The 22,029-nt window shown below is 69.2% G+C and carries 16 protein-coding genes; 10 read left to right on the forward strand and 6 right to left on the reverse strand.

The window, feature by feature from the left end; genetic code table 11:
- Positions 1 to 18: 18 nt before the first annotated feature.
- From J0A90_RS13370 to J0A90_RS13390, 5 genes are all read right to left on the reverse strand, one after another.
- The gene (locus J0A90_RS13370) at positions 19 to 789 is read right to left on the reverse strand and encodes an SDR family NAD(P)-dependent oxidoreductase (RefSeq protein ID WP_207036664.1); all 771 of its coding nucleotides are present in this window, start codon (positions 787 to 789) and stop codon (positions 19 to 21) included.
- 92 nt (positions 790 to 881) lie between these two features.
- Positions 882 to 2,588 (reverse strand): AMP-binding protein, encoded by a 1,707-nt coding sequence (locus J0A90_RS13375; RefSeq protein ID WP_207036666.1) that lies wholly within the window; start codon positions 2,586 to 2,588, stop codon positions 882 to 884.
- 40 nt (positions 2,589 to 2,628) lie between these two features.
- The gene (locus tag J0A90_RS13380) at positions 2,629 to 3,768 is read right to left on the reverse strand and encodes an enoyl-CoA hydratase/isomerase family protein (RefSeq protein ID WP_207036668.1); all 1,140 of its coding nucleotides are present in this window, start codon (positions 3,766 to 3,768) and stop codon (positions 2,629 to 2,631) included.
- Positions 3,765 to 4,595, reverse strand: coding sequence for an enoyl-CoA hydratase (locus tag J0A90_RS13385; RefSeq protein WP_207036670.1), 831 nt, complete (start codon positions 4,593 to 4,595; stop codon positions 3,765 to 3,767). Before J0A90_RS13385 ends, J0A90_RS13380 begins: the two co-directional genes overlap by 4 nt.
- A complete protein-coding gene (locus tag J0A90_RS13390) occupies positions 4,592 to 5,758 on the reverse strand; it encodes an acyl-CoA dehydrogenase family protein (protein ID WP_207036672.1) in 1,167 nt (388 codons plus the stop codon). The genes J0A90_RS13385 and J0A90_RS13390 overlap by 4 nt, the downstream gene beginning before the upstream one ends.
- Before the next feature lie 344 nt (positions 5,759 to 6,102).
- On the opposite strand from J0A90_RS13390, the gene J0A90_RS13395 reads away from it, so the two are divergent.
- The 5 genes from J0A90_RS13395 to J0A90_RS13415 all read left to right on the forward strand — a co-directional run bounded on the left by J0A90_RS13395 (position 6,103) and on the right by J0A90_RS13415 (position 13,777).
- Positions 6,103 to 7,347, forward strand: a complete 1,245-nt coding sequence (locus J0A90_RS13395) for a thiamine pyrophosphate-dependent dehydrogenase E1 component subunit alpha (RefSeq protein ID WP_207036674.1) — start codon at positions 6,103 to 6,105, stop codon at positions 7,345 to 7,347.
- Complete coding sequence (locus J0A90_RS13400; protein ID WP_207036675.1) at positions 7,344 to 8,321, forward strand: alpha-ketoacid dehydrogenase subunit beta; 978 nt, start codon at positions 7,344 to 7,346, stop codon at positions 8,319 to 8,321. The genes J0A90_RS13395 and J0A90_RS13400 overlap by 4 nt, the downstream gene beginning before the upstream one ends.
- A 152-nt stretch (positions 8,322 to 8,473) precedes the next feature.
- Positions 8,474 to 10,252 carry a dihydrolipoyllysine-residue acetyltransferase gene (locus tag J0A90_RS13405; protein ID WP_233076781.1) on the forward strand — a complete coding sequence of 593 codons (1,779 nt, stop codon included), beginning with the start codon at positions 8,474 to 8,476 and terminating at the stop codon, positions 10,250 to 10,252.
- A 9-nt stretch (positions 10,253 to 10,261) separates the two neighbouring features.
- Positions 10,262 to 12,085: a phosphotransferase gene (locus J0A90_RS13410; protein WP_207036681.1), complete on the forward strand. Its 1,824-nt coding sequence runs from the start codon at positions 10,262 to 10,264 to the stop codon at positions 12,083 to 12,085.
- 348 nt (positions 12,086 to 12,433) lie between these two features.
- Entirely contained in the window at positions 12,434 to 13,777 is a 1,344-nt protein-coding gene (locus J0A90_RS13415; protein WP_207036682.1) for a sodium-dependent transporter, read from the forward strand.
- A gap of 278 nt (positions 13,778 to 14,055) precedes the next feature.
- Here J0A90_RS13415 and J0A90_RS13420 read toward each other — a convergent pair whose 3' ends face one another.
- Entirely contained in the window at positions 14,056 to 14,244 is a 189-nt protein-coding gene (locus J0A90_RS13420) for a PA3496 family putative envelope integrity protein (RefSeq protein ID WP_035469655.1), read from the reverse strand.
- Between the two features lie 200 nt (positions 14,245 to 14,444).
- On the opposite strand from J0A90_RS13420, the gene hexR reads away from it, so the two are divergent.
- The 5 genes from hexR to J0A90_RS13445 all read left to right on the forward strand — a co-directional run bounded on the left by hexR (position 14,445) and on the right by J0A90_RS13445 (position 21,908).
- Positions 14,445 to 15,311, forward strand: coding sequence for a transcriptional regulator HexR (gene hexR / locus J0A90_RS13425; RefSeq protein ID WP_035469657.1), 867 nt, complete (start codon positions 14,445 to 14,447; stop codon positions 15,309 to 15,311).
- A 395-nt stretch (positions 15,312 to 15,706) separates the two neighbouring features.
- Positions 15,707 to 16,333: a translesion DNA synthesis-associated protein ImuA gene (gene imuA / locus J0A90_RS13430; protein WP_207036683.1), complete on the forward strand. Its 627-nt coding sequence runs from the start codon at positions 15,707 to 15,709 to the stop codon at positions 16,331 to 16,333.
- Complete coding sequence (locus J0A90_RS13435; RefSeq protein ID WP_207036684.1) at positions 16,299 to 17,747, forward strand: DNA polymerase Y family protein; 1,449 nt, start codon at positions 16,299 to 16,301, stop codon at positions 17,745 to 17,747. The genes imuA and J0A90_RS13435 overlap by 35 nt, the downstream gene beginning before the upstream one ends.
- Complete coding sequence (locus J0A90_RS13440; protein WP_207036685.1) at positions 17,744 to 21,025, forward strand: error-prone DNA polymerase; 3,282 nt, start codon at positions 17,744 to 17,746, stop codon at positions 21,023 to 21,025. The genes J0A90_RS13435 and J0A90_RS13440 overlap by 4 nt, the downstream gene beginning before the upstream one ends.
- A 331-nt stretch (positions 21,026 to 21,356) precedes the next feature.
- A complete protein-coding gene (locus J0A90_RS13445; protein WP_207036686.1) occupies positions 21,357 to 21,908 on the forward strand; it encodes a ZapG family protein in 552 nt (183 codons plus the stop codon).
- Positions 21,909 to 22,029: the final 121 nt, after the last annotated feature.

Below are 22,029 nucleotides of genomic sequence, written 5' to 3' on the forward strand. Positions count from 1 at the left end.
CACCCTCTCAGCCGCTTTTCACCGCGCACTCATGCGGATGCCGCCATCCAGGCGAATCACCTCGCCATTGAGATAGCGGTTCTCGAGGATCTGACAGGCCAGCGCGGCGTACTCCTCGGCGTGGCCCATGCGCGGCGGGAACGGCACCTTGGCGTTGAGGCTTTCGCGCACCTCCTCCGGCATGCCCTGCATCATGGCGGTGTCGAAGATGCCGGGGGCGATGGCCATCACCCGGATGCCCGAGCTGGCCAGCTCGCGGGCGGCGGGCAGAGTCAGCCCGACCACGCCGGCCTTGGAGGCGGCGTAGGCGGCCTGCCCGATCTGGCCCTCGTAGGCCGCCACCGAGGCGGTGTTGATCACCACCCCGCGCTCGCCGTCGTCCTCCGTCGCCGGGTTCTCCTGCATCGCCGCCACCGCCAGGCGCAGCATGTTGAAGGTGCCGATCAGGTTGATGTCGACCACCCGGCGGAAGCGTTCGAGATCGTGCACGCCGCGCTTGCCGTGGATCTTCTCTGCAGGCGCCACCCCGGCGCAGTTGATCAACCCGTGGAGAGCGCCGAAGTGGTCGCGGGTGGCGGCGATCACCCGCTCGGCATCCGCCGCCTGGGTGACATCGGCGGTCACCGCCAGGGCGTTCGCCCCCAGCGACTCGGCGTGGGCCTGCGCCGCTGCCTCATCATGGTCGGCCAGGGTCACGTGGGCGCCGGCCGCCACCAGCCGCTGGGCGGTGGCGGCGCCCAGGCCGGAGCCGCCGCCGGTGACGATGAAGGTGTGGTCGGCCAGTTGCATGCGTAAAGCTCCTTGGGCTGTGTAAAAAACAACCTGCGCGCGCTGACTTTTTTCAAACCCTGGCGCGGCGGTGGACGCGCCGCGGGGCAGGATCAGGGGTTGCCGGGCGGCTGGCGCAGTTCGGGGAAGTCGCTCTCGCGGTACTCGTCGTGGGCGCCATTCGGGTCGGCGGCGGCGGTCGCTGCATGGGCGCGCAGCTCGACCCGGCGGATCTTGCCGGAGATGGTCTTGGGCAGTTCGAAGAATTCCAGCCGGCGGATACGCTGGTAGGGGGCCAGCCGGGCGGCGGCGAAGCGCAGGATCGAGAGCGCGGTATCGCGGTCGGCTTCGAAGCCCTGGCGCAGGGTCAGATACGCCTTGGGCACGTTGAGACGCAGCTCGTCGGGGGCCGGCACCACGGCGGCCTCGGCGACTGCTTCATGCTCGATAAGCAGCGACTCCAGCTCGAACGGGCTGATGCGGTAGTCGGAGCTCTTGAACACGTCGTCGGCGCGGCCGATGTACCAGTAGTAGCCGTCGGCGTCGCGGCGGGCGACATCGCCGGTGCGGTAGTAGCCCTCGTCGAGCACCTGGCGCATGCGCGCGTCGTCGTCGCGGTACTCCTGCATCAGGCCCACCGGGCGCTCGTCGAGGCGGATCGCGATCTCGCCCTCGTCGCGCTCCTGGCCATCGGCGTCGAGCAGCGCGATGCGATACCCCGGCAGCGGCCGCCCCATCGAACCGGCGCGCATCGGCTGCCCCGGCGGGTTGCCGATCTGGGCGGTGGTCTCAGTCTGGCCGTAGCCGTCGCGAATCTCCAGCTTCCAGGCCCGGCGCACCCGCTCGATCACTTCGGGGTTGAGCGGCTCACCGGCGCCGACCAGCGCGCGCAGCTGGGTCCGGTAGCTGGCCAGATCCTCCTGGATCAGATGCCGCCACACCGTCGGCGGGGCGCACAGGGTGGTGACCCCGTAGCGCGCGATGGCGTCCAGGGTCGCTGCGGCGGAGAAGCGCGCGGCGCGGTAGACGAAGATGGTGCAGCCGGCGTTCCAGGGCGCGAAGACGTTGGACCAGGCGTGCTTGGCCCAGCCCGGTGAGCTGATGTTGTAGTGGATGTCGTCCGGGCGCAGGCCGATCCAGTAGAGGGTCGAGAGCGACCCCAGCGGATAGCTCTGATGGGTATGTACCACCAGCTTGGGCCGCGAGGTGGTGCCGGAGGTGAAATAGAGCAGCAGCGGCTCGTCGGCCCGGGTCGGGGCGTCCGGTGTGAAGTTGTCATCGGCGTCGAAGGCGTCGTCGTAGGCCTGCCAGCCGGGCACCGCGTCGCCCACGGCGATCCGTGTCAGGCTGGGGTCGAGCCCGTCGAACTTGGCCGTATGGGCCTGACCCACCACCAGGTGGCGGATATTGCCGCGCTGCAGGCGGTCGGGCAGGTCCTGCGCGGCCAGCAGCGTGGTCGCCGGCACGATCACTGCGCCGAGCTTGATCGCCGCGAGCAGGGTCTCCCACAGCTCGACCACGTTATCCAGCATCAGCAGCAGGGCGTCGCCGCGCTTCACCCCCTGGGCGCGCAGATGGTTGGCGAGCTGGTTGGAGCGCCGGCGCATGTCATCGAACGAGCGCTCGAGCTCACCGCCGTCTTCGTCCACCAGCCACAGCGCGGTGCGGCTATTGCCCGCGGCCTGAACGTCGAAGACATCCAGGGCCCAGTTGAAGTGGGTCAGGCGTGGCCAGCGGAAGTCCCGGTAGGCGCGGGAATAGTCTTCGCGCTGGGCGAGCAGGAAATCGCGGGCGGCGAAGAACTCGGCGGTGGCGGACATGGCGATCGGCTCTCCTGGTGGTGGCGCGGGCGGGCGACGCTTACCCGATGACGTGGTCGTGCAGCTCGCGTAGCGGATGCGCCTGCCGCGGCCACGCCGGGGCGAGGCAGGCCTCGAGGTCGGCCGCCGGCACCGCGCCGTGGGCGTGGCGCCAGGCCGGCGCGTGGTCCTTGTCGATCAGCAGCGCACGCACGCCCTCGGCAATATCGCCGTGATTGGCGCAGGCCAGCGACAGGTCGAGCTCGCTGCGCAGCGCCTCGGCCAGCGAGACCCGCCGGCAGCGCGCCAGCTGGCGCAGGATCAGCCGTGCCGAGAGCGGTGAGCCGGCGGCCAGGCTGCGCGCGGCGCGGGCGATCCAGGCATCGTCGCTGTCGCTGGCGGCGATGATCGCGGCGATCAGATCTTCGTCGCAGTCGGCGTCGGTCAGTGCGGCGATCGCCTCCTGGCGCGGGGCGACCTCGGCGGGCGGGACGAGCTCGCGGCTCGCCGCGGCGTGGGTGCGCAGCACCCGGTCGAGTGCCGGGCGCGGCCGCGACCAGTCGGCCTCGAGCAGATCGTCGATCACCGCGTCGCGGCGTTCGGCGGCGATCAGGCGGTCGGCGAGACCGACGAACAGGGCGTCGCTGGCGTTGAGGCGGGCGCCGGTCAGGCCGAGGAAGATGCCACTGGCCCCCGGCATGCGGTTCAGGAACCAGCTCGCGCCCACGTCCGGGTAGAGGCCGATGGTGATCTCCGGCATCGCCAGCATCGAGCGCGGTGTCACCACCCGATGCGAGGCCCCGGCCAGCAGCCCCATGCCGCCGCCCATGACGATACCGTCACCCCAGGCGACGATCGGCTTGGGATAGGTGTGGAGGGCGTGGTCGAGGCGATACTCGTGGGTGAAGTAGCGCGCTACGGCGCCATCCGCGGCCTCGGGGTCGCGGCCGGTGCGGCCCTCGGCGATGGCGTTATAGAGCGCGACCACGTCGCCGCCGGCGCAGAACGCCTTGCCACCGGCGCCCTCCAGCCACAGCGCGACTATCTCGGGGTCCGCGGCCCAGGCGTCGATCTGCGCCTGGATGGCCTCGATCATCGCCAGCGACAGCGCATTGAGGCTCTTGGGGGCATCAAGGACGATGCGCCCGAGACGGTGGCCGTCGGCGGTGGCCAGGGTGTCGAATTGCACCGGCGCGCTCATGCCTGATCTCCGTCGCGGGTGTCATCGCCGGCGCCCGAAGTCGGGGCCTCGCGCCAGCGCGGCGGGCGCTTGTCGAGGAAGGCGCCGATGCCTTCCCCCGGGGCGGCGGTGTCGAACAGTTCCATGAACAGTTCGCGCTCCATGCGATAGCCGTGGGGCAGGCCGTGGTCGCGAGCGTTCATGATCAGGCGTTTGCAGCGCGCCAGCGCGTCCGGGCTCTGGCCGCCGCTCTGCTCGGCCAGGGCCAGCGCGGTGGGCAGCGCCTGGCCGGCGTCGACCAGCTCCTCGACCAGACCGATGCTCAGCGCGCGCTCGGCATCGATCCGCTCGCCGCACAGGATGATGCGCTTGGCCCAGCCTTCGCCGACCAGCCACGGCAGGTGCTGGGTGCCGCCGGCGCAGGGCAGCAACCCCACCTTGGCTTCGGGCAGCGCCAGCTTGGCCTGGCGCTCGGCGATCCGGATGTCACAGGCCAGCGCGCACTCCAGCCCACCGCCCATGGCGTAGCCGTTGATCGCGGCGATGGTGACTCCGGGGTAGGCGCTCAGGGTCTCGAAGGCGCGGCCGAAGCGGGTCGCCATCTCCAGCGCGGTGGCCTTGCCCTCGGTGAAGCGCTTGAGGTCGGCCCCGGCGGAGAAGAACTTGTCGCCGGCGCCGGTGATCACCAGCGCCGGCGGCTGGGGCTCGGCGGCCAGCGCGTCGAGATGCTCGGCAAGCGCCGTCAGTGAGCCCTCGTGCCAGGTGTTGGCGGGCGGGTTGTCGATGGTCAGCACGGCGATAGCGCCACGGCGTTCCAGGCGCAGGCCGTCGGCGGCGTGGTCGGTCATGTCAGGGTCTCCAGGTCGTCCTTGTCGAGCAGGCGGCGGGCGATCACCAGGCGCATGATCTCATTGGTGCCTTCGAGAATCTGGTGCACCCGGCAGTCGCGCACGTGACGCTCCAGCGGGTAGTCGCGCAGGTAGCCGTAGCCGCCGTGGAGCTGCAGGGCCTCGTTGCAGATGGCGAAGCCCTGGTCGGTGGCGAAGCGCTTGGCCATGGCGCAGTAGAGCGTGGCGTCGGGGTCGCCGCGGTCGAGCTTGCTCGCCGCCAGGCGCACCATCTGGCGCGCGGCGACGAGCTGGGTGGCCATGTCGGCGAGCTTGAACTGCAGCGCCTGGAAGCTGGCCAGCGTCCGGCCGAACTGTTCGCGCTCGTTCAGGTAGCGGTGGGCGGTGGTGAGCGCGGCCTGGGCGGTGCCTACCGAACAGGTGGCGATGTTGATACGCCCGCCGTCGAGGGCGCGCATGGCGATACGGAAGCCTTCGCCTTCGTCGCCGAGGCGGTGGTCCGCCGGCACGCGCACGCCATCGAAGCTGATCGCCCGGGTGGGCTGGCTGTTCCAGCCCATCTTGGTCTCTTTCTTGCCGTAGTCGATGCCCGGCGTGTCCGCCGGCACGGCGAAGGCGGAGATGCCGCCGGCGCCGCTATCGGGGGCACCGGTACGGGCCATCACCACCAGCAGCTGGGTATCCCCGGCGCCGGAGATGAACATCTTGTTGCCGTCGATCACGTAGGCGTCGCCGGCGCGGCGCGCCCGGGTGCGCAGCGAGGCGGCATCGGAGCCGGCGTTGGGTTCGGTGAGGCAGTAGGAGCCGAGCTTCTCACCGGTGAGCATCGACGGCAGCCAGGCCTCGCGCACGGCCTCGGTGGCGTAGCTGGCGAGGATCCAGTTGACCATGTTGTGGATGGTCAGAAAGGCGGTGGTGGAGGTGCAGCCCTGGGCCAGCTCCTCGATGATCAGGGTCGCATCGAGGCGGCTCAGCCCCAGCCCGCCGGCGGCTTCCGGGGTGTACAGGCCGCAGAAGCCGAGGCCTCCGGTCTGACGCAGGACATCCACCGGAAAGACGCTGTTGGCGTCCCATTCGGCGGCGTTGGGTGCCATTTCGCGCTGGGCGAACTGACGTGCCGCCTCCCGATAGGCCTGCTGGTCGGCGTCGAGTTCGAAGTCCATGAGCAGTCGACACTCCTCGTCTTGGAAAATCCCGTCTGGAACGCATCCGCCTGGAGCAGCCCGGCCGGGCGTAGTCCGTCTGGAGATAGTCCTTCTGGAAATAGTCCGTCTGGAAAGAATCCGTCTGTAAATAGCCTCATGATCAGAGGACGCACGCGCCTGACCGGGTAGATCGGGCGCGTCGCACTGTTCTAGCGACGCTGCGTCGCGCAGGACAATAGGACCTAGTGCTGAAAGACCAAGGTCGGATGGCGGCGAGTTGACATTAACGTCAAGGTCATATGTCGAAAGCCGCTCACAAAGCGCATCGCTCTCTCGGCCATCTCGATTTCAGGAAGCGCCAGATGAAGACGACCCGATCCACGGCGAAGCCGGTCCACAAGCCCGTCTTCGCCAATGGCGACGATATCCAGATCCCCGTATTCACGCTGCTCAAGCCCGATGGCACCCTCTACGCCGGTGCGGGCCAGTCGAGCCTGGAACGCGACACGGCGCGGCGCCTCTACCGCGCCATGCTCTACACCCGGGTGCTCGACGAGCGCATGATGGCGGCCCAGCGCCAGGGGCGGCTCAGCTTCTACATGCAGTGCACCGGCGAGGAGGCCGCGGTGGTCGGCGCCACCGCGGCACTCGACGATGCCGACATGATCATGGCGCAGTACCGCGAACAGGGGGCGCTGGCCTACCGCGGCTTTACCACCGAGGCCTTCATGGATCAGCTGTTCGGCAATCAGGGCGACCCCGCCCACGGCCGCCAGATGCCGATCCACTACGGCTCGCGTGAGCTCTACTACCTCACCATCTCGTCGCCGCTGGCGACCCAGATTCCCCAGGCCACCGGCTACGCCTACGGTCAGAAGTTGGCCGGCCAGGGCCACTGCACGCTGGCGATCTTCGGCGAGGGGGCGGCCTCGGAGGGGGATTTCCACGCCGCGCTCAACATGGCCTCGGTGCACAAGGTGCCGGTGATCTTCCTGTGCCGTAACAACGGCTACGCCATCTCTACCCCGGTCACCGAGCAGTTCGCCGGCGACGGCGTCGCCGCGCGCGCGTTCGGCTATCGCATGCAGTCGATCCGGGTCGACGGCAACGATGCCCTGGCGGTCTACGAGGCGACCCGCGAGGCCCGGCGGCTGGCGGTGGAGGAGAACGAGCCGGTGCTGATCGAGGCGATGACCTACCGCCTGGCGGCGCACTCCTCCTCCGACGACCCCTCCGGCTACCGCAGCAAGAAGGAGGAGGAGGCGTGGCGCAAGAAGGACCCGCTGCGCCGCCTGCAGCGCTGGCTGCTCGATCGCGGCTGGTGGGAGGAAGACGAAGAGCGCGAGCTGGTGGAGTCGCTGCGCCGCGAGGTGCTCGATACCATGAAGCGCGCCGAGAAGCGCCGCCCGCCGGCGCTGAAGACGCTGGTCACCGACGTCTACGCCGAGGTGCCGCCGGCGCTGCGCGAGCAGTTCGAGACGCTGGTGGCACATGTGCGGCGCCACCCGGAGGCCTATCCGCGCAGCGCACCCTGGCTCGATGCCGACCAGGCCGATGAGGCGCTGCGGGATGACCCTTCGGCCCATGACGGGGAGGCACGCCCATGAGCCGCATGAATCTACTCCAGGCGATCAATAACGCGCTGGATACCGCCATGGCGGCGGACCCGCGGGTACTCTGCTTCGGCGAGGACGTGGGCGTGTTCGGTGGGGTCTTCCGTGCCACCAGCCATCTGCAGGAGAAGTACGGCCGCGAGCGCTGCTTCAACACCCCGCTGGTGGAGCAGGGCATCGTCGGCTTCGCCAACGGGCTGGCGGCTCAGGGCTCGGTGCCGGTGGCCGAGATCCAGTTCGCCGACTACATCTTTCCGGCGTTCGACCAGATCGTCAACGAGAGCGCCAAGTTCCGCTACCGCTCCGGCAGCCTGTTCGATGTCGGCGGGCTCACCATCCGCGCCCCCTACGGCGGCGGTATCGCCGGCGGCCACTACCACTCGCAGTCGCCGGAGGCCTATTTCGCCCACACCCCGGGGCTGACCGTGGTCGTGCCGCGCAATCCGCATCAGGCCAAGGGGCTGCTGCTGGCCGCGATCCGCTCGCCGGACCCGGTCATCTTCTTCGAGCCCAAGCGCCTCTACCGCGCCGCTGTGGGCGAGGTGTCGGACGAGGACTACCAGCTGCCGCTGCGCCAGGCCGAGGTGATCAAGGCCGGCGAAGACATCACCCTGCTCGCCTGGGGCGCCCAGGTCGAGGTGGTCGAGCAGGCGGCGGAGATGGCCGAGGAGGCGGGTATCTCGTGTGAAATCATCGACCTGCGCACCATCGTGCCGTGGGACGTGGAGACCGTGGCCAGCTCGGTGCTGAAGACCGGGCGGCTGGTGGTGAGCCACGAGGCGCCGCTGACCGGCGGTTTCGCCGCCGAGATCGCGGCCACCATCCAGAGCCGCTGCTTCCTCTACCTGGAGTCGCCGATCGCGCGGGTCACCGGGCTCGATACGCCGTTTCCGCTGACGCTGGAGAAGGAGTACATGCCCGGGCCCCTGAAGGTGTTCGAAGCGATCCAGCAGACGATGGATTTTTAGGCTATGTACGAAAAGTCGGCGAGCGATGACCAGACAAGGCAAAAATCAGCGAAAAGACGGAGTTTACGGGGTGTAAATGAGTACTTTGAGCTGGTTTTTAACGCCGTATGGTCGAGCACAGGCAGTTTTCGTACAAAGCCGAGGAGGGTGAGATGAGCGATTTCCTACTACCCGATCTCGGTGAAGGCATCGTCGAGTGCGAAGTGGTCAAGTGGCTGGTCGCCGAGGGCGACAGCATCGCCGAGGATCAGCCGGTGGTCGAGGTGAGCACCGACAAGGCGGTGATGGAGATCACCGCGCCCGACGCCGGGCGGGTGACCCGGCTCTATTGCGGCGAGGGGGAGACCGCCCGCGTGCATGCGCCGCTGTTCGCCTATGTCGTCTCGGCGGACACCGATAGCGCCGCCGCCAGCCCGGCAGCCCGCGCGCCCGCGCCCGAGGCGGCCACCCCCGAGACGGAAATTCCGCAGCCGCCGGCGCCGCAGGACGAACAGACGCCGCAGGACGAACAGACGTCACAGGGCGAACCGACGCTGCAGGACGAGCCGGCCCCCACCGCGGCCAAGCCGTTCCTGCTGCCCGATCTCGGCGAGGGCATCGTCGAGTGCGAGGTGGTGGCGTGGCGGGTCGCGGAAGGCGAGGAGATCGCCGAGGACCAGCCGGTGGTCGAGGTGAGTACCGACAAGGCGGTGATGGAGATCACCGCGCCCGAGGCGGGGCGCCTGGCGCGGCACCACTGCCAGGTCGGCGAGAGCGCCCGGGTGCATACGCCGCTGTTCACCTATCACCCCGCGACGAGCGAAACGTCCACCGCTTCCGGCACGACAACCGACACGGCCCCTGGCGCGGCAGCCGACGCCTCGCAGTCGACCTCGCAGTCGACCTCGCAGTCGACCTCGCAGTCGACCTCGCAGTCGACCTCGCAGTCGACCGCATTGGCGAGTGTTTCACGTGGAACCTCGGCGCCCGCGGCATCGTCGACTGGGCGGCGGCGTATCCCCGCCAGCCCGGCGGTGCGCCGGCGGGTGCGCGAGCTGGGGCTGACGCTCGATGAGATTCCCGGCAGCGGCAAGGATGGCCGCGTGCTCAAGGAGGACGTGCTGGCGTTCCAGCAGCGCCGTGACAGTGCCGCCGAGACAGCGCAGCCTGCGGCCGAGCGTGGCGACGAGAATCAGAGCCAGGCCCGGGCCCAGAGCCCGACCACCAGCGCTGGCGAGCCAGCGGCGGGGGATCGGATCGAGCCGCTCAAGGGCATCCGCGCGGTGATGGCGCGGCGCATGAGCGAGGCCGCGGCGAGCATCCCCCACTTCGCCTACGGCGACGAGTTCGATGTCACCGAGCTGCTGGCCCTGCGCGAGCGGCTCAAGGCCAGGTTCGCCGAGCGCGACGAGCGGCTCACCCTGATGCCGCTGCTGATGAAGGCGCTGGCGCTGGCGGTGAGCGAGTTCCCGCTGCTCAACTGCCGCTTCGATGCTGCCGCCGAGGCGATCCACTATCAGCCCGGGTGCCATATCGGCATGGCGGTGGATAGCCAGAGCGGCCTGCTGGTGCCCAACGTCAAGCATGTGGAGACGCTGAGCCTGCGCCAGGTGGCAGCCGAGGTCGAGCGCCTCACCCGCGCCGCGCGGGAGGGCCGGGTGGCGCCGGCGGATCTCAAGGGCGGCACCATCAGCATCTCCAACATCGGCGCGCTCGGCGGCACCTACGCCATGCCGATCATCAACGCGCCGGAAGTGGCGATCGTCGCCCTCGGCCGAGTGCAGCGGCTGCCGCGCTTCGATGCCGAGGGGCGGGTGGTGGCGCGCTCGATCATGACCGTGACCTGGTCCGGCGACCACCGCGTGCTCGATGGCGGCACCATGGCGCGCTTCTGCAACCGCTGGAAGGGCTACCTCGAAGCGCCGGAGAGCATGCTCGCCGAGCTGCGCTGAGTCGATCCCATGACCTCCGAGCCGACGGGACTGCAGCAGTTCTATATCCCCGAGGAGCAGTCGGTCTACCTGCTCAGCCAGAGCCAGGCGCGCCAGCTGCGCGCCTGGATCGCCCGCTGCTGCCGCCAACTGACCCAGATCGGCTATCGCGACGTCGAGCTGATCGGCAAGGGCGCCTACGGCTTCGTCTTCGCCGGCATCGAGGCGGGTGGCGCCAGCCACGTGTTCAAGTTCACCCGCCAGAATCTGCCCCAGGCGTTCCACGAGCGCCTCGAGGAGGAGGCGTTCATGCTCGAGCAGGTCGAGCATCCACGGGTGCCGCGGCTGATCGCCTATCGCACCCTGCGCCATCAGGCGATGCTGGTGATGCAGCGCGCCCCCGGGGTCAATCTGGAGGAGTACTCGCTGCGCCACGGGCGCCTGCCGGCGCGGCTGATCATCGCCATCGCCGCCCAGCTCGCCGATATCCTGCGCGCGCTGCGGCGCGATGCCGAGCAGGGGCGCATCGTGGTCCACGGCGACATCAAGCCCTCCAACCTGATGTTCGACCCACAGAGCGGGCACATCGCGCTGATCGACTGGGGCTCCTCGGTCTTCGCCCAGCTCGATGCCGCGGGCCAGTTCCTGTCGCGCCACGTGATGGCGCTGATGTCCGACGACCTGCAGCACACCAATGCGCGCATGGGCGACGTTTACTATATCGGCGAGGCCCAGCTCAACGGCGCGCTATCGTCGCCGCGCTTCGACGAGCAGGGTGCCGCGGCGACCCTCTATGCCCTGGCCTCGGCGCAGTCGAGCCGCTTCGGCCGTGCCACCATCCCGGCCACCGCGCTGGGCCTGCCGGTGGAGTTCGCGCGCCTGCTGGATGCCATGCTCGCCGACGACCCCAGACTGGCGCGCCGCGCCGGGGACTATTTCCTCGCCCATATGCCGCGGATCGCCCGCACCCGGCTGCCCGAGATCGCCTCTCCCGCGGAGACACCGCTGGTGCCGGTGTGGGTGCGCTCGCTGGAGCAGGAGATCGAGACCGTGGTCTACAGCTCGCGCAAGGCCTTCCTGCGTGAGGACGCGCGCCAGGAAGGGCGCGACGAGGACGCCCTGCGGGCGGTCAACGACGTGCAGCTCGACCGCTACTACAAGCACTTCATGCAGGGCATGGGCGATCTCGAGAAAGCGTTCCTGGTCGCGGTGGGTCGGCTAGGCCGCTATCCGGTGGTGGGCGGGCTGGCGCTGCGCTGGAGTGATGCCGGGGTGGAGGTCGACACCTCGCTGAGCCTGCACGAGAGCGAACTGCGCAGCGCCTTCGTCGCCGCGGTCAACAACATGGTCACCCTGGCACGGGCGATTCATCGCCCCGAGGGCGTGTTCAAGGCGTGTCTGTTCAATGCCCGGCGCACCCTGCACATCGACCGCGACGACCCTGCCCAGCCGTTCGTGCCCGAGCCCGGCTGGGCGATCCCCTACGAGGTCAGCCCCACGCCGGAGCTGGAGGACACCAGCCGTGAGCACTCCTATTTCGAGGATGGCCCCGACCCGGAAGAGTTCCTGCGCCTGCCGCCGGTGATGATCGAGGCGCTGTCACGCCTCAACGCCATCCACCACACCGGGATGATCATCTTCGAGGCGCTGCCGACCCATCTCAAGATTCACAGCCACTACCGCCTGCTCGACCCGGCCCGCGAGGGGGAGTTTCGCCAGTGTCTGGAGACGCTGCTGGCGGCGGTGCCGGAGATCGACGGTCTGGGGATCTCCGGCTACATGAAGATGCCCTACAAGAACGCCCGGCACTTTGCCCATCGGGCGCATCTGCCGGAGCGCTTCCATCCACGCTGAGACGGTGCTTTAGAGCGTGTTTACAAACCCTCTGACGATGGGCGCCGGAGGCAGGGCAAAGCGAGGGTCCTTTGCCAGGGATGGCAAAGGTAGCGCCCAGGGAGGGGTTCACAGCGCCCTCGCGACGGCCTGACGCTTCGGGCCCTGCCGCCGGATCAGCCCACGTTGTCCAGCGGTTGTGAAGAGCGTGCTTAGCGAGGAGATTCCGGGCTTTTGCCCCGTTTTTTATCGCTTTTCCCGCGCAGGGCGGGATCAACAATGCGCGAGTCGATATAATCCGCGCGGAAAATAAGAAGCCCCGGCTGGCCCGGTGGACTTCCAACAACACATCCAGTCGATGGTGAACTCATGGCCAAATCCCACACCCATGCGCAGTGGTCCTCTCGCACGGCCTTCGTCCTGGCGGCGACCGGCTCGGCGGTCGGGCTCGGCAATATCTGGAAATTCCCCTACATGGTGGGCGACAGCGGCGGCGCCGTGTTCGTGCTCGTCTACCTGGTGTGTATCGCGCTGATCGGGCTGCCGATCCTGGTCTCCGAGTGGCTGCTCGGCCGCCGCGGCCAGTCCAACCCGATCAACACCATGCAGACGCTCAGCCGCAAGGAGAAGAAATCGCCGGACTGGGTGCTGGTGGGGATCGCCGGCGTGCTCGGGTCGTTCCTGATTCTCTCTTTCTACAGCGTGGTCGGCGGCTGGTCGCTCAACTACACCTGGAGCACGCTGAGCGGTGATCTCGGCCGCTCCAGCGGGGTCAGCGTGGGTGACTACTTCACCACCCTGCTGGGCCAGCCGGGTACGCTGCTGCTGTGGCACACGCTGTTCATGCTGCTGACCTTCGGCATCGTCGCCGGCGGGGTCAAGGGCGGCCTGGAGCGCGCCGCCAAGTGGCTGATGCCGCTGCTGATCGTGGCGCTGATCGTGCTGATCGGCTTCGGCATGACCACTTCCGGCTTCGGCGAAGCGGCCACCTTCATGTTCTCTCCCGACTGGAGCAAGCTCAACGGTGGGGTCATCCTCGCCGCGCTGGGTCACGCCTTCTTCACCCTGTCGCTGGGCATGGGCATCATGATGGCCTACGGCTCCTACCTGGGGCAGGACGTCGATCTGATCAAGACCGCGCGTACCGTGGTGATCCTGGATACGGTGATCGCCCTCGGCGCCGGCATGGCGATCTTCCCGGTGGTCTTCGCCAACAATCTCGACCCCAGCGCCGGCCCGGGCCTGCTCTTCGTCACCCTGCCGCTGGCGTTCATCGACATGCCCTGGGGGCTGGCGTTCGGCACCATCTTCTTCGCCCTGCTCACGGTAGCCGCGCTGACCTCGGCGATCTCGCTGCTGGAGCCGGTCACCGAGTTCCTCGAAGAGCGCACGCCGCTGTCGCGCCTCGGTTCGGCGTTCGTCGCCGCGCTGGCGACCTGGAGCCTGGGGATCGCCGCGCTGCTGGCGTTCAACCTCTGGTCCGGCTTCCAGCCGTTCGGCTTCAACGTCTTCGATCTGCTCGATGCCCTCACCAGCAAGCTGATGCTGCCGCTGACCGGGCTCGCGGTGATCGTCTTCACCGCCTGGTTCCTGGACAGCGACGACGTCAAGCAGGAGCTGGGCCTGGGGCCGAAAGGGCGCGTGCTGTGGCACTACGTGTCGCGTTACGTCGCCCCCATCGGCGTCATCGTGGTGTTCTTCAACAGCCTCTGATGCTCAAAAGCGCTTGAGTTTCGAAAGCGCCTGTTTTCACAAACTGAAAGACGCATACGGCCGGGGCCCGGGGGCATGATGCTCCCGGGCCCCGGTGTCGTTTTCGCCGATTTTTGTCTCAGCCACGCGCCCCGGTCTGGCCGTCGCTCGCTGACTTTTCGTACAAATCCTAGCGCCGGCATCGGCGCGAAAGAAGGGGTAGGGCAGCGGCCGCGTGGCGCTGCCCCGAGGGCCAGACACCCCCTCAGCGGGGCGTCTGGTGTGCCGAATGGATCGCCCTAGTCGGGCAGCTCGGCGATATGCTGCTGTAGACGGCGCCTCTCCGCGCGCTGTTCGATACCGCGACGCGCCTTCAGGTAGCGTACCGCGGCGCGACGCTTGCGCTGCTCGTGCTCGTCGACTTCGAGATGCATGAAAATGTCGAAAATTTCGCTCTTCAAGGCGTGAAGATTTTCAATGTCCTTCATTGATCGAATCTCCTGGCATCCTCAGGTCATCGGGTTGGGTGCCCGACATGCATACTATACCCAACTTTACAAGATCATGACGTCCGACTTTTTTCCCTTTTTCGGCGCCCGGTGGGCGCGTGCTCCCGCCCGGCGAGTGGGGCATACTAGCCACCCCACGCGAAAGCGAGACCGATAATGCTGCGATACGAGGGACGGGCATGAGCCGTTCGCTGTTCGACGAACTGCGTGTGCACATGGATCGCCTGCGGCGCTCCGAACAGAAAGTCGCCCGTTTCGTGCTGCGCCACCCCGAAGAAGTGATCCTGATGCGGATCACCGATCTCGCCAGCGAAGCCCAGGTGAGCGAGCCGACGGTGGTGCGCTTCTGCCGCGCCATGGGCATGGCCGGCTTCCAGGAGTTCAAGCTCAAGCTGGCCCAGATGATGGCCAAGGGCAGCCAGTACGCGCAGTTCTCGCTGACCGATGCCGAGAGCGTCTCCGAGTTCTCCCACGGTATCTTCGATACCACCATCGAGACCCTCGAGCAGGTACGCGACAGCCTCGACAACGAGGCGCTGGGCCGCGCGATCGCCGCGCTGGCGGTGGCCAATCGGGTCGAGTTCTACGGCTATGGCGCCTCCGGCGTGGTCGCCGCCGACGCCCAGCACAAGTTCTTCCGCCTGCAGATCCAGACCTCGGCCTACGCCGATCCGCACATGCAGGCGATGTCGGCGGCGACGCTGAAGGTCGGCGATGTGGTGGTGGCGATCTCCCAGACCGGACGCACCCGGGCGCTGCTGGCCAGCGCCAAGACCGCGGTCAAGGCCGGCGCCACGGTGATCGGGCTGTGTCCCAGCGACTCGCCGCTGGCCCACGAGGTGAGCCTGGTGCTGCCGGTGGACGTGCAGGAGGACACCGAGGTCTATATCCCCATGACCTCGCGTATCGCGCATCTGTTGACCATCGACGTGCTGGCGGTGGGCGTGGCCAAGAATCGCGGCCCGCAGATCAGCGACCAGCTCAAGGCGATCAAGCGCAGCCTGGGCACGCTGCGGGTGCCCAATACCCCCTCGTCTTCGGCCTGACGCACACGCCTTCTCGGTTCCGCGCTCTCGGACGCCGTGCTCTCGAATCCCGCTCTCTCTGTCTTCTCTCCGCCTTTTCTCTGCTCCCCGGCGCTTGCCGGGCCGCGCCCGTGCGGTCCATGCGTTCGTTCGGGACTCGTTCGCTCAGACGCGCTCTGCCGGCGCGGCGCCCTTCGCTGCCGGGCCAAGGCATGTCACAAATACTGTATATATAGACAGTATTTGGGTTTGTGAGCGACACTATCCCCTTCGAAGGCCAGGGGGATGTCGCCCATGTCTGAGTGTCATCGTCAGCTTTGCCGCCACGTTGCCGCGATCTGCCGCGTCCGGTGTACCTGGCGTTGCCAGTGCCAGTGCCAGTGCCAGTGCCAGTGCCATTGCCGGAGCCGCGGGCGGTGAGTGCGCTCGATCGGCTGCTCGATAGCCGCGTCGTCTGGCGCGCTCAGGAGAGCGCCGCCGAGTCTCCCGCCAGCGCGGTCGCCAGTGGCCACCCGACGCTGGATGCGGCACTCCCGGCGGGCGGCTGGCCGCGCGGGGCGATCAGTGAGCTGCTCTGTAGCGGTGCCGGCAGCGGGGAGCTCGCGCTGCTGTGGCCGCTGCTGGCACGTCTGACTCGCGAGCAGCGCCCGGTGGTGCTGGTGGCGCCGCCGGCGCTGCCCTATCCGGCGGCCTGGCGGCGCGCCGGGGTCGAACTCGACCACTGCCACTGGCTCGACGTGAGCGGGCGCGAAGCGCTCTGGGCCACCGAGCAGTGCCTGCGGGCCGGCTGCTGTGCGGCGGTGCTGGCGTGGCTGCCGCAGGCCGATGCGCGCGCGCTGCGTCGGCTGCAGGTGGCCGCGGCGAGTGGCGATACCCTGGGCTTCGTGCATCGGCCGCTGGCGCGCACCAGCGAGGCCTCACCGGCGGCGCTACGGCTGCGCCTCCATCCGCCGGGCACCGGGCGCACGCCGGCGCTGGAAGTGCTCAAGTGCCGCGGCGGGTGGCCGCGTGCCACGCACATCGCCCTCGAAGCGGGGGCGTGACGCCGTGCGCTGGGCCTGTCTGCTGTTTCCGCGGCTGGCGCTGGAGGGGGCGCTGCGCCGGCGTGACGACCCCACGGCGCCTTTCGCGCTGCTCGAGGGCGCGCCGCCGCGCCAGCGCATTCGTGCCGCGAATCAAGCCGCACGCGACCAGGGGGTCAAACCCGGCCAGCCGCGCGGGCTGGCCGAGGCGTTCTGCCCGGCGCTTGACTGCGCCCCGCTGGAGGCCGCGGCGGTGGAGCGCTGGCGCCAGCGTCTGGCCGCCTGGGCCTATGCCTACAGTGGGCAGGTGAGTCTCGACTATCCGCATGCGCTGGTGTTCGAGGTCGCCAGCAGTCTGGCTTTGTTCGGCCCCTGGCCGGCATTCGAGGCGCGGCTACGCGGCGAGCTCGCCGCCCTGGGGTTTACCCACCGCCTGGTGGTGGCGCCCAACCCAGCGGCGGCGCGGATACTGGTCAATGCCCACGACGGCCTGGCAGTGGACGACGCCGGGCTGGAAGCGGCGCTGGCGAGGCTACCGCTGGCGCGCAGCGGGCTGGCGGCGGAGAGCGTACAGACCCTGAACCGCAGCGGCTTCCGGCGGCTCGGCGAGCTGTTCACGCTGCCGCGCCCGGCACTGGCGCGGCGCTTCGGCGGCGGCGTGATGCGCCATCTCGGCGAGCTGCGCGGGGAGTGGCCGCTGGCGCTGGCGGTCTATCGCCCGGCGACGCACTTCTCGCGCAGCTTCGAGTTCGAGCGCCCGGTGCACGCCATCGCCGGGCTGGCCTTTCCGCTCAAGCGTCTGTTGCAGGAGCTGAGCGCTTTCCTGCGCGGCCAGGATGCCGGGGTCGAGCGTTTCAGCCTGGTGCTGGGGCTGGAGGGCGGCCCGGCGCAGCGCTTCGAGGTCGGCCTGCTGGCCCCCCAGCGCGACGCCGAGACGCTGCTCGAACTGACCCGCGCGCAGCTCGAGCGGGTGCGTCTCGAAGGGCCGGTGCTGAGCGTGACCCTGGCGGCCTCGCGGTTCACCCCCTATGCCCCGGTGCGCCGCGAGCTGCTGGCCGGCCCCGCGCGCCAGGCCCAGGCCTGGGCGGCGCTGCATCAGCGGCTGGTGGCGCGGCTGGGCGAGGCGGCGCTGAAGCCGCTGGTCGAGCATCGCGAACACCGCCCCGAGGCCGCAGTGTTCGCCGCCGCCGGGCCGCGCGCCACCGACACCCCCGAGGCCCGATTGCGTCCCGGCTGGCTGCTCGCCGAGATGACGCCGGCGGAGCCCGGTATCGCCCGGCTGCTGGCCGGGCCCGAGCGGATCGAGAGCGGCTGGTGGGATGGTGACGACGTGCGTCGCGATTACTATCTGGCCGAGTGGCATGATGGCCGCCACGCCTGGGTCTGGCGCGAGCCCGGCGGTGAGGGCTTTCATCTGCATGGGTGGTTCGGATGAGCCGCCCGCCTGCCTGGTCGCCCGGCGATGCCGCCAACGATGCCGCCAACGATGCCGGCGCGGCCGCCCACGGCGACGAGACAACGGCCCCCGGCGCGGCTTCGGGCGCCCATGACGGAGCAACGCCTTCAGGCGCGGCTTCGGGCGCCCATAAAGAGCGAGTCCACGAGGCCAACGCCTACGCCGAGCTGCACTGTCTCTCGGCTTTCAGCTTCCAGCGCGGTGCCTCCACCGCGGACGAACTGCTCGCCCGCGCCGCGCGGCTCGGCTATCACTCGCTGGCGATCACCGACGAGGCGACCCTGGCCGGCATCGTGCGTGCCTGGCAGGCCGCCAGGGCCCACGGGGTGCGCCTGATCGTGGGTGCCGAACTGCGTAGCGACAGCGGCCTCAAGCTGGTGCTGCTGGTGGAAAACCGTCACGGCTATGCCCAGCTGTGCGGGCTGCTGACGCGGATTCGCGGCCGCGCGCCCAAGGGTGAGTACCGGCTCTACGACAGCGACCTGGCCGCGCTCGACGGCGGTGCCGGCCTGTTCGCGCTGTGGCTGCCGGGCGACAGCGCCACGCTTGCGGCAGGCGCGCGCCTGGCCGGTTACTTCCCCGGGCGGCTGTGGCTGGCGGCAGAGCTGCACTACGGCTTCGCCCAGGGGCTCGACGATGCTGCCCGGCTGGCCCGCTGGCAGGCCCTGGCGGCGACGCTGAAGATACCGCTGGTGGCCGCGGGCGATGTGCACATGCACGCCCGCGGGCGGCGCGCGCTGCAGGACTGCCTGACCGCGATCCGCCAACACCAGAGCGTGTTCGAGGCCGGCGATACGCTGTTCCCCAACGGCGAACGCCATCTGCGTACGCGTGCCGCGCTGGCGGCGATCTATCCCGCCGAGCTGCTGGCGGAGAGCGTGGCACTGGCGGCACGCTGCCACTTCGATCTCGGCGAACTCGAGTACACCTATCCCCATGAAGTGGTGCCGGCGGGGCAGACTCCGGCGGCGTGGCTCGCCGAGCTGACCCGCCAGGGCGCACGGCGGCGCTGGCCCGATGGCGTACCGGAGACGGTGCAGCGCCAGCTCGACCACGAGCTCGCGCTAATCACCGCGCTGGGTTACGAGCACTACTTCCTGACCGTGCACGACATCGTCGCCTTTGCCCGCGGCGAGGGCATCCTGTGCCAGGGGCGCGGCTCGGCGGCCAACTCGGCGGTCTGCTTCGCCCTCGGCATCACTTCGATCGACCCGGCTCATAGCGCGCTGCTGTTCGAGCGCTTCATCTCGCCGGAGCGCAACGAGCCGCCGGACATCGACGTCGATTTCGAGCACGCCCGCCGCGAGGAGGTGATTCAGTACGTCTTCCGCCGCTATGGCCGCCAGCGTGCGGCGTTGACCGCGGTGGTCAGCCACTATCATGCCGCCGGCGCGATCCGCGATATCGGCCGCGCGCTGGGCTTCGCCCCCGAGCGTATCGACCAACTGGCGCGCTGTGCCGGGCGCTGGAGCGATGAGATACCCGATGCGGCGCGCCTGCGCGAGTACGGCTTCGTCCCCGAAGAGCCGCCGCTGCGGCGGCTGTTGGTGCTGGCCGCGAGCCTGATCGGTTTTCCGCGCCATCTGTCCCAGCACCCCGGCGGCTTCGTCATCTCGGACGCCCCGCTCGATACCCTGGTGCCGGTGGAGAACGCGGCCATGGCCGAGCGTACCGTGATCCAGTGGGACAAGGACGATCTCGATCTGGTCGGGCTGATGAAGGTCGACGTGCTCGCCCTGGGCATGCTCACGGTGCTGCGGCGCAGCTTCGACCTGCTGCGCCGCCACCGCGGCCTCGACTACGGCCTGGCGGACCTGCCCGCGGAGGACCCCGAGACCTACGCCATGATCCAGCGCGCCGACACCCTGGGCGTGTTCCAGATCGAGTCCCGCGCGCAGATGGCGATGCTACCGCGGCTGAAGCCGGCCACCTTCTACGATCTGGTGATCGAGGTGGCGATCGTGCGCCCGGGGCCGATCCAGGGCGACATGGTGCACCCCTATCTCAAGCGGCGCAGCGGCGAAGAGCCGATCACCTACCCCTCGGCGGAGGTCGAGGCGGTGTTCGCGCGCACCCTCGGCGTGCCGCTGTTCCAGGAGCAGGTGATGGCACTGGCGGTGGCGGCGGCCGGTTACACCCCCGGCGAGGCGGACCAGCTGCGCCGCTCGATGGCGGCGTGGAAGCGCCACGGCGGGCTCGAACACCACCGCCAGCGGATCGTCGAGGGCATGCTGGCGCGGGGCTATACGCAGGCGTTCGCCGAGCGTCTGTTCGAGCAGATCAAGGGCTTCGGCAGCTACGGCTTCCCCGAATCCCATGCCGCTAGCTTCGCCCTGCTCACCTACGCCAGCTGCTGGCTCAAGTGCCATGAGCAGGCGATCTTCGCCTGTGCGCTGATCAACAGCTGGCCGATGGGCTTCTACTCGCCCGATCAGGTACTGCAGGACGCTCGCCGCCACGGGGTCGAGGTGCGCCCGGTCGATATTCGCCTGAGCCAGTGGGAAAGCACCCTGGAGCCGGTGGACGAACACGCCGGCGCGGACACCGGCGAGCTGGCGATCCGCCTCGGTCTGCACATGATCCATGGGCTCGCCGAGGCCGATGCCGAGCGCTTGCTGGCGGCGCGCGACACGCCCGGCTGCGATAGCGTGGCGCTGCTGGCCGCCCGTGCCGGGGTCAAGCCGGCGGTGATGTCGCGGCTGGCCGATGCCGGTGCCCTGGCGGCGCTCGTCGGTGACCGCCACCAGGCGCGTTGGGCGGTGGCGGGTATCGAGACCACGCTGCCGCTGTTCGGCGAGCTGGAGGGGGAGGAGGCGGCGCTCGCGCTGCCGCCCATGGCGGTGGCCGAGGCGGTGCGCGCCGACTACGCCAGCGTCGGCACGACGCTGGGTCCGCACCCGCTGGCGCTGCTGCGCCAGGCCCGCGGCCTCGGCGGGGTGGTGGACTCGCGCCGTCTGGCCACGCTGCCCGGCGATATCGGGGTCAACGTGGCCGGGTTGGTGGTCGGGCGCCAGCGCCCGGGCTCAGCCAAGGGTGTGACTTTTCTCACCCTCGAGGACGAGTTCGGGCTGGTCAACGTGGTGGTGTGGAAGCGGCTCGCCGGGCGCTACCGCCGCGTGCTGCTGGAGGCGCGCCTGCTGCGGGTGGTGGGGCGCCACGAGTGCCATCAGGGCGTGCGCCATGTCATCGCCCGGCGCCTGATCGACCTCAGCGCGCTGCTCGACGGCCTCGCCCCGCGCAGCCGCGACTTTCATTGAGTCGATTTCACTGAATCGATGTCATTGGGCCGATGCCACTGAACCGAAGCCCACGGCGAGACCTGTCGGGCTGGCCGACGGTGGCTGAATTATGCTTAGGTAAGGAACCATAAGTGCTCGCTTTCGGTCTCTTGAGAACGCTGCATAAATGCCTGCGCTAGCGAATCGCTGCGTTGCGTGGTACTCGAACACTCGCCTAACCCCCTGTTATGTCTCGTGTTCTGTGTTCCATGCGCCTTTCGCTTCATCTCGCTCGTCGATTTATTCAGCGTTTCTCTTATGGCCGGGGCACGAGCGCCCGATTTCATCGATAACCGAGAGGCAGCGGAGTATGGAGAGCATTGGCGTAGGGCCCTGGATCGCGATCGTCGTGGCGGTGGGCGCCGTGGGCGTGCTGGTGGGTTACTGGCTGGGGGCCAAGCTCGGAGGGCACAACACCGAGCCGATGCGCGAACTGCATCGTGAGCAGAAGGCCTACAAGGACGAGGTGCGTGAGCATTTCGAGCAGGTCTCGGCCACCATGACGCGCATGGTCGAGGACTACCGCGATCTGTACCACCACGTGGCCAAGGGGGCCGAGAAACTCGCCGATATGCACCATGAAACCGTGATCGAGCCGCCGCCCAAGCCCGAAGCCATCACCCGCCAGCGCGCGGCCTCCGATAGCGAGAGCGACGCCGGTGCCGCCCGCCGCGCCTCGGCCACGCCGACCACCCAGGCCGCCGCCGAGGCCAGCGCCGGGCCCGCCGGCACCACCCACGACCATGGCAAGCCGCTGGACGCCAAGCAGCAGGCTCCGGGCTCGTCGACGCCCTCGGCCACCGAGCGCCCGCAGGACGCCGCCATCCGCGCTGCCGCCGAGGACGCCGCGAGCAAGCGCTGAGCGTGGCCCGGCGCCCGCAGCGGGCGCCGGGGCAAACGGCGGCTGTGGTAGACTGGTAGTTCGTTGCGCGGCCGTCATATGAGCAGGCCGGCACGTGCCTTCGGGCCGTGCCGGCCTGCGT

This window comes from Salinicola sp. DM10 (assembly GCF_017306975.2).
Taxonomy (GTDB): domain Bacteria; phylum Pseudomonadota; class Gammaproteobacteria; order Pseudomonadales; family Halomonadaceae; genus Salinicola.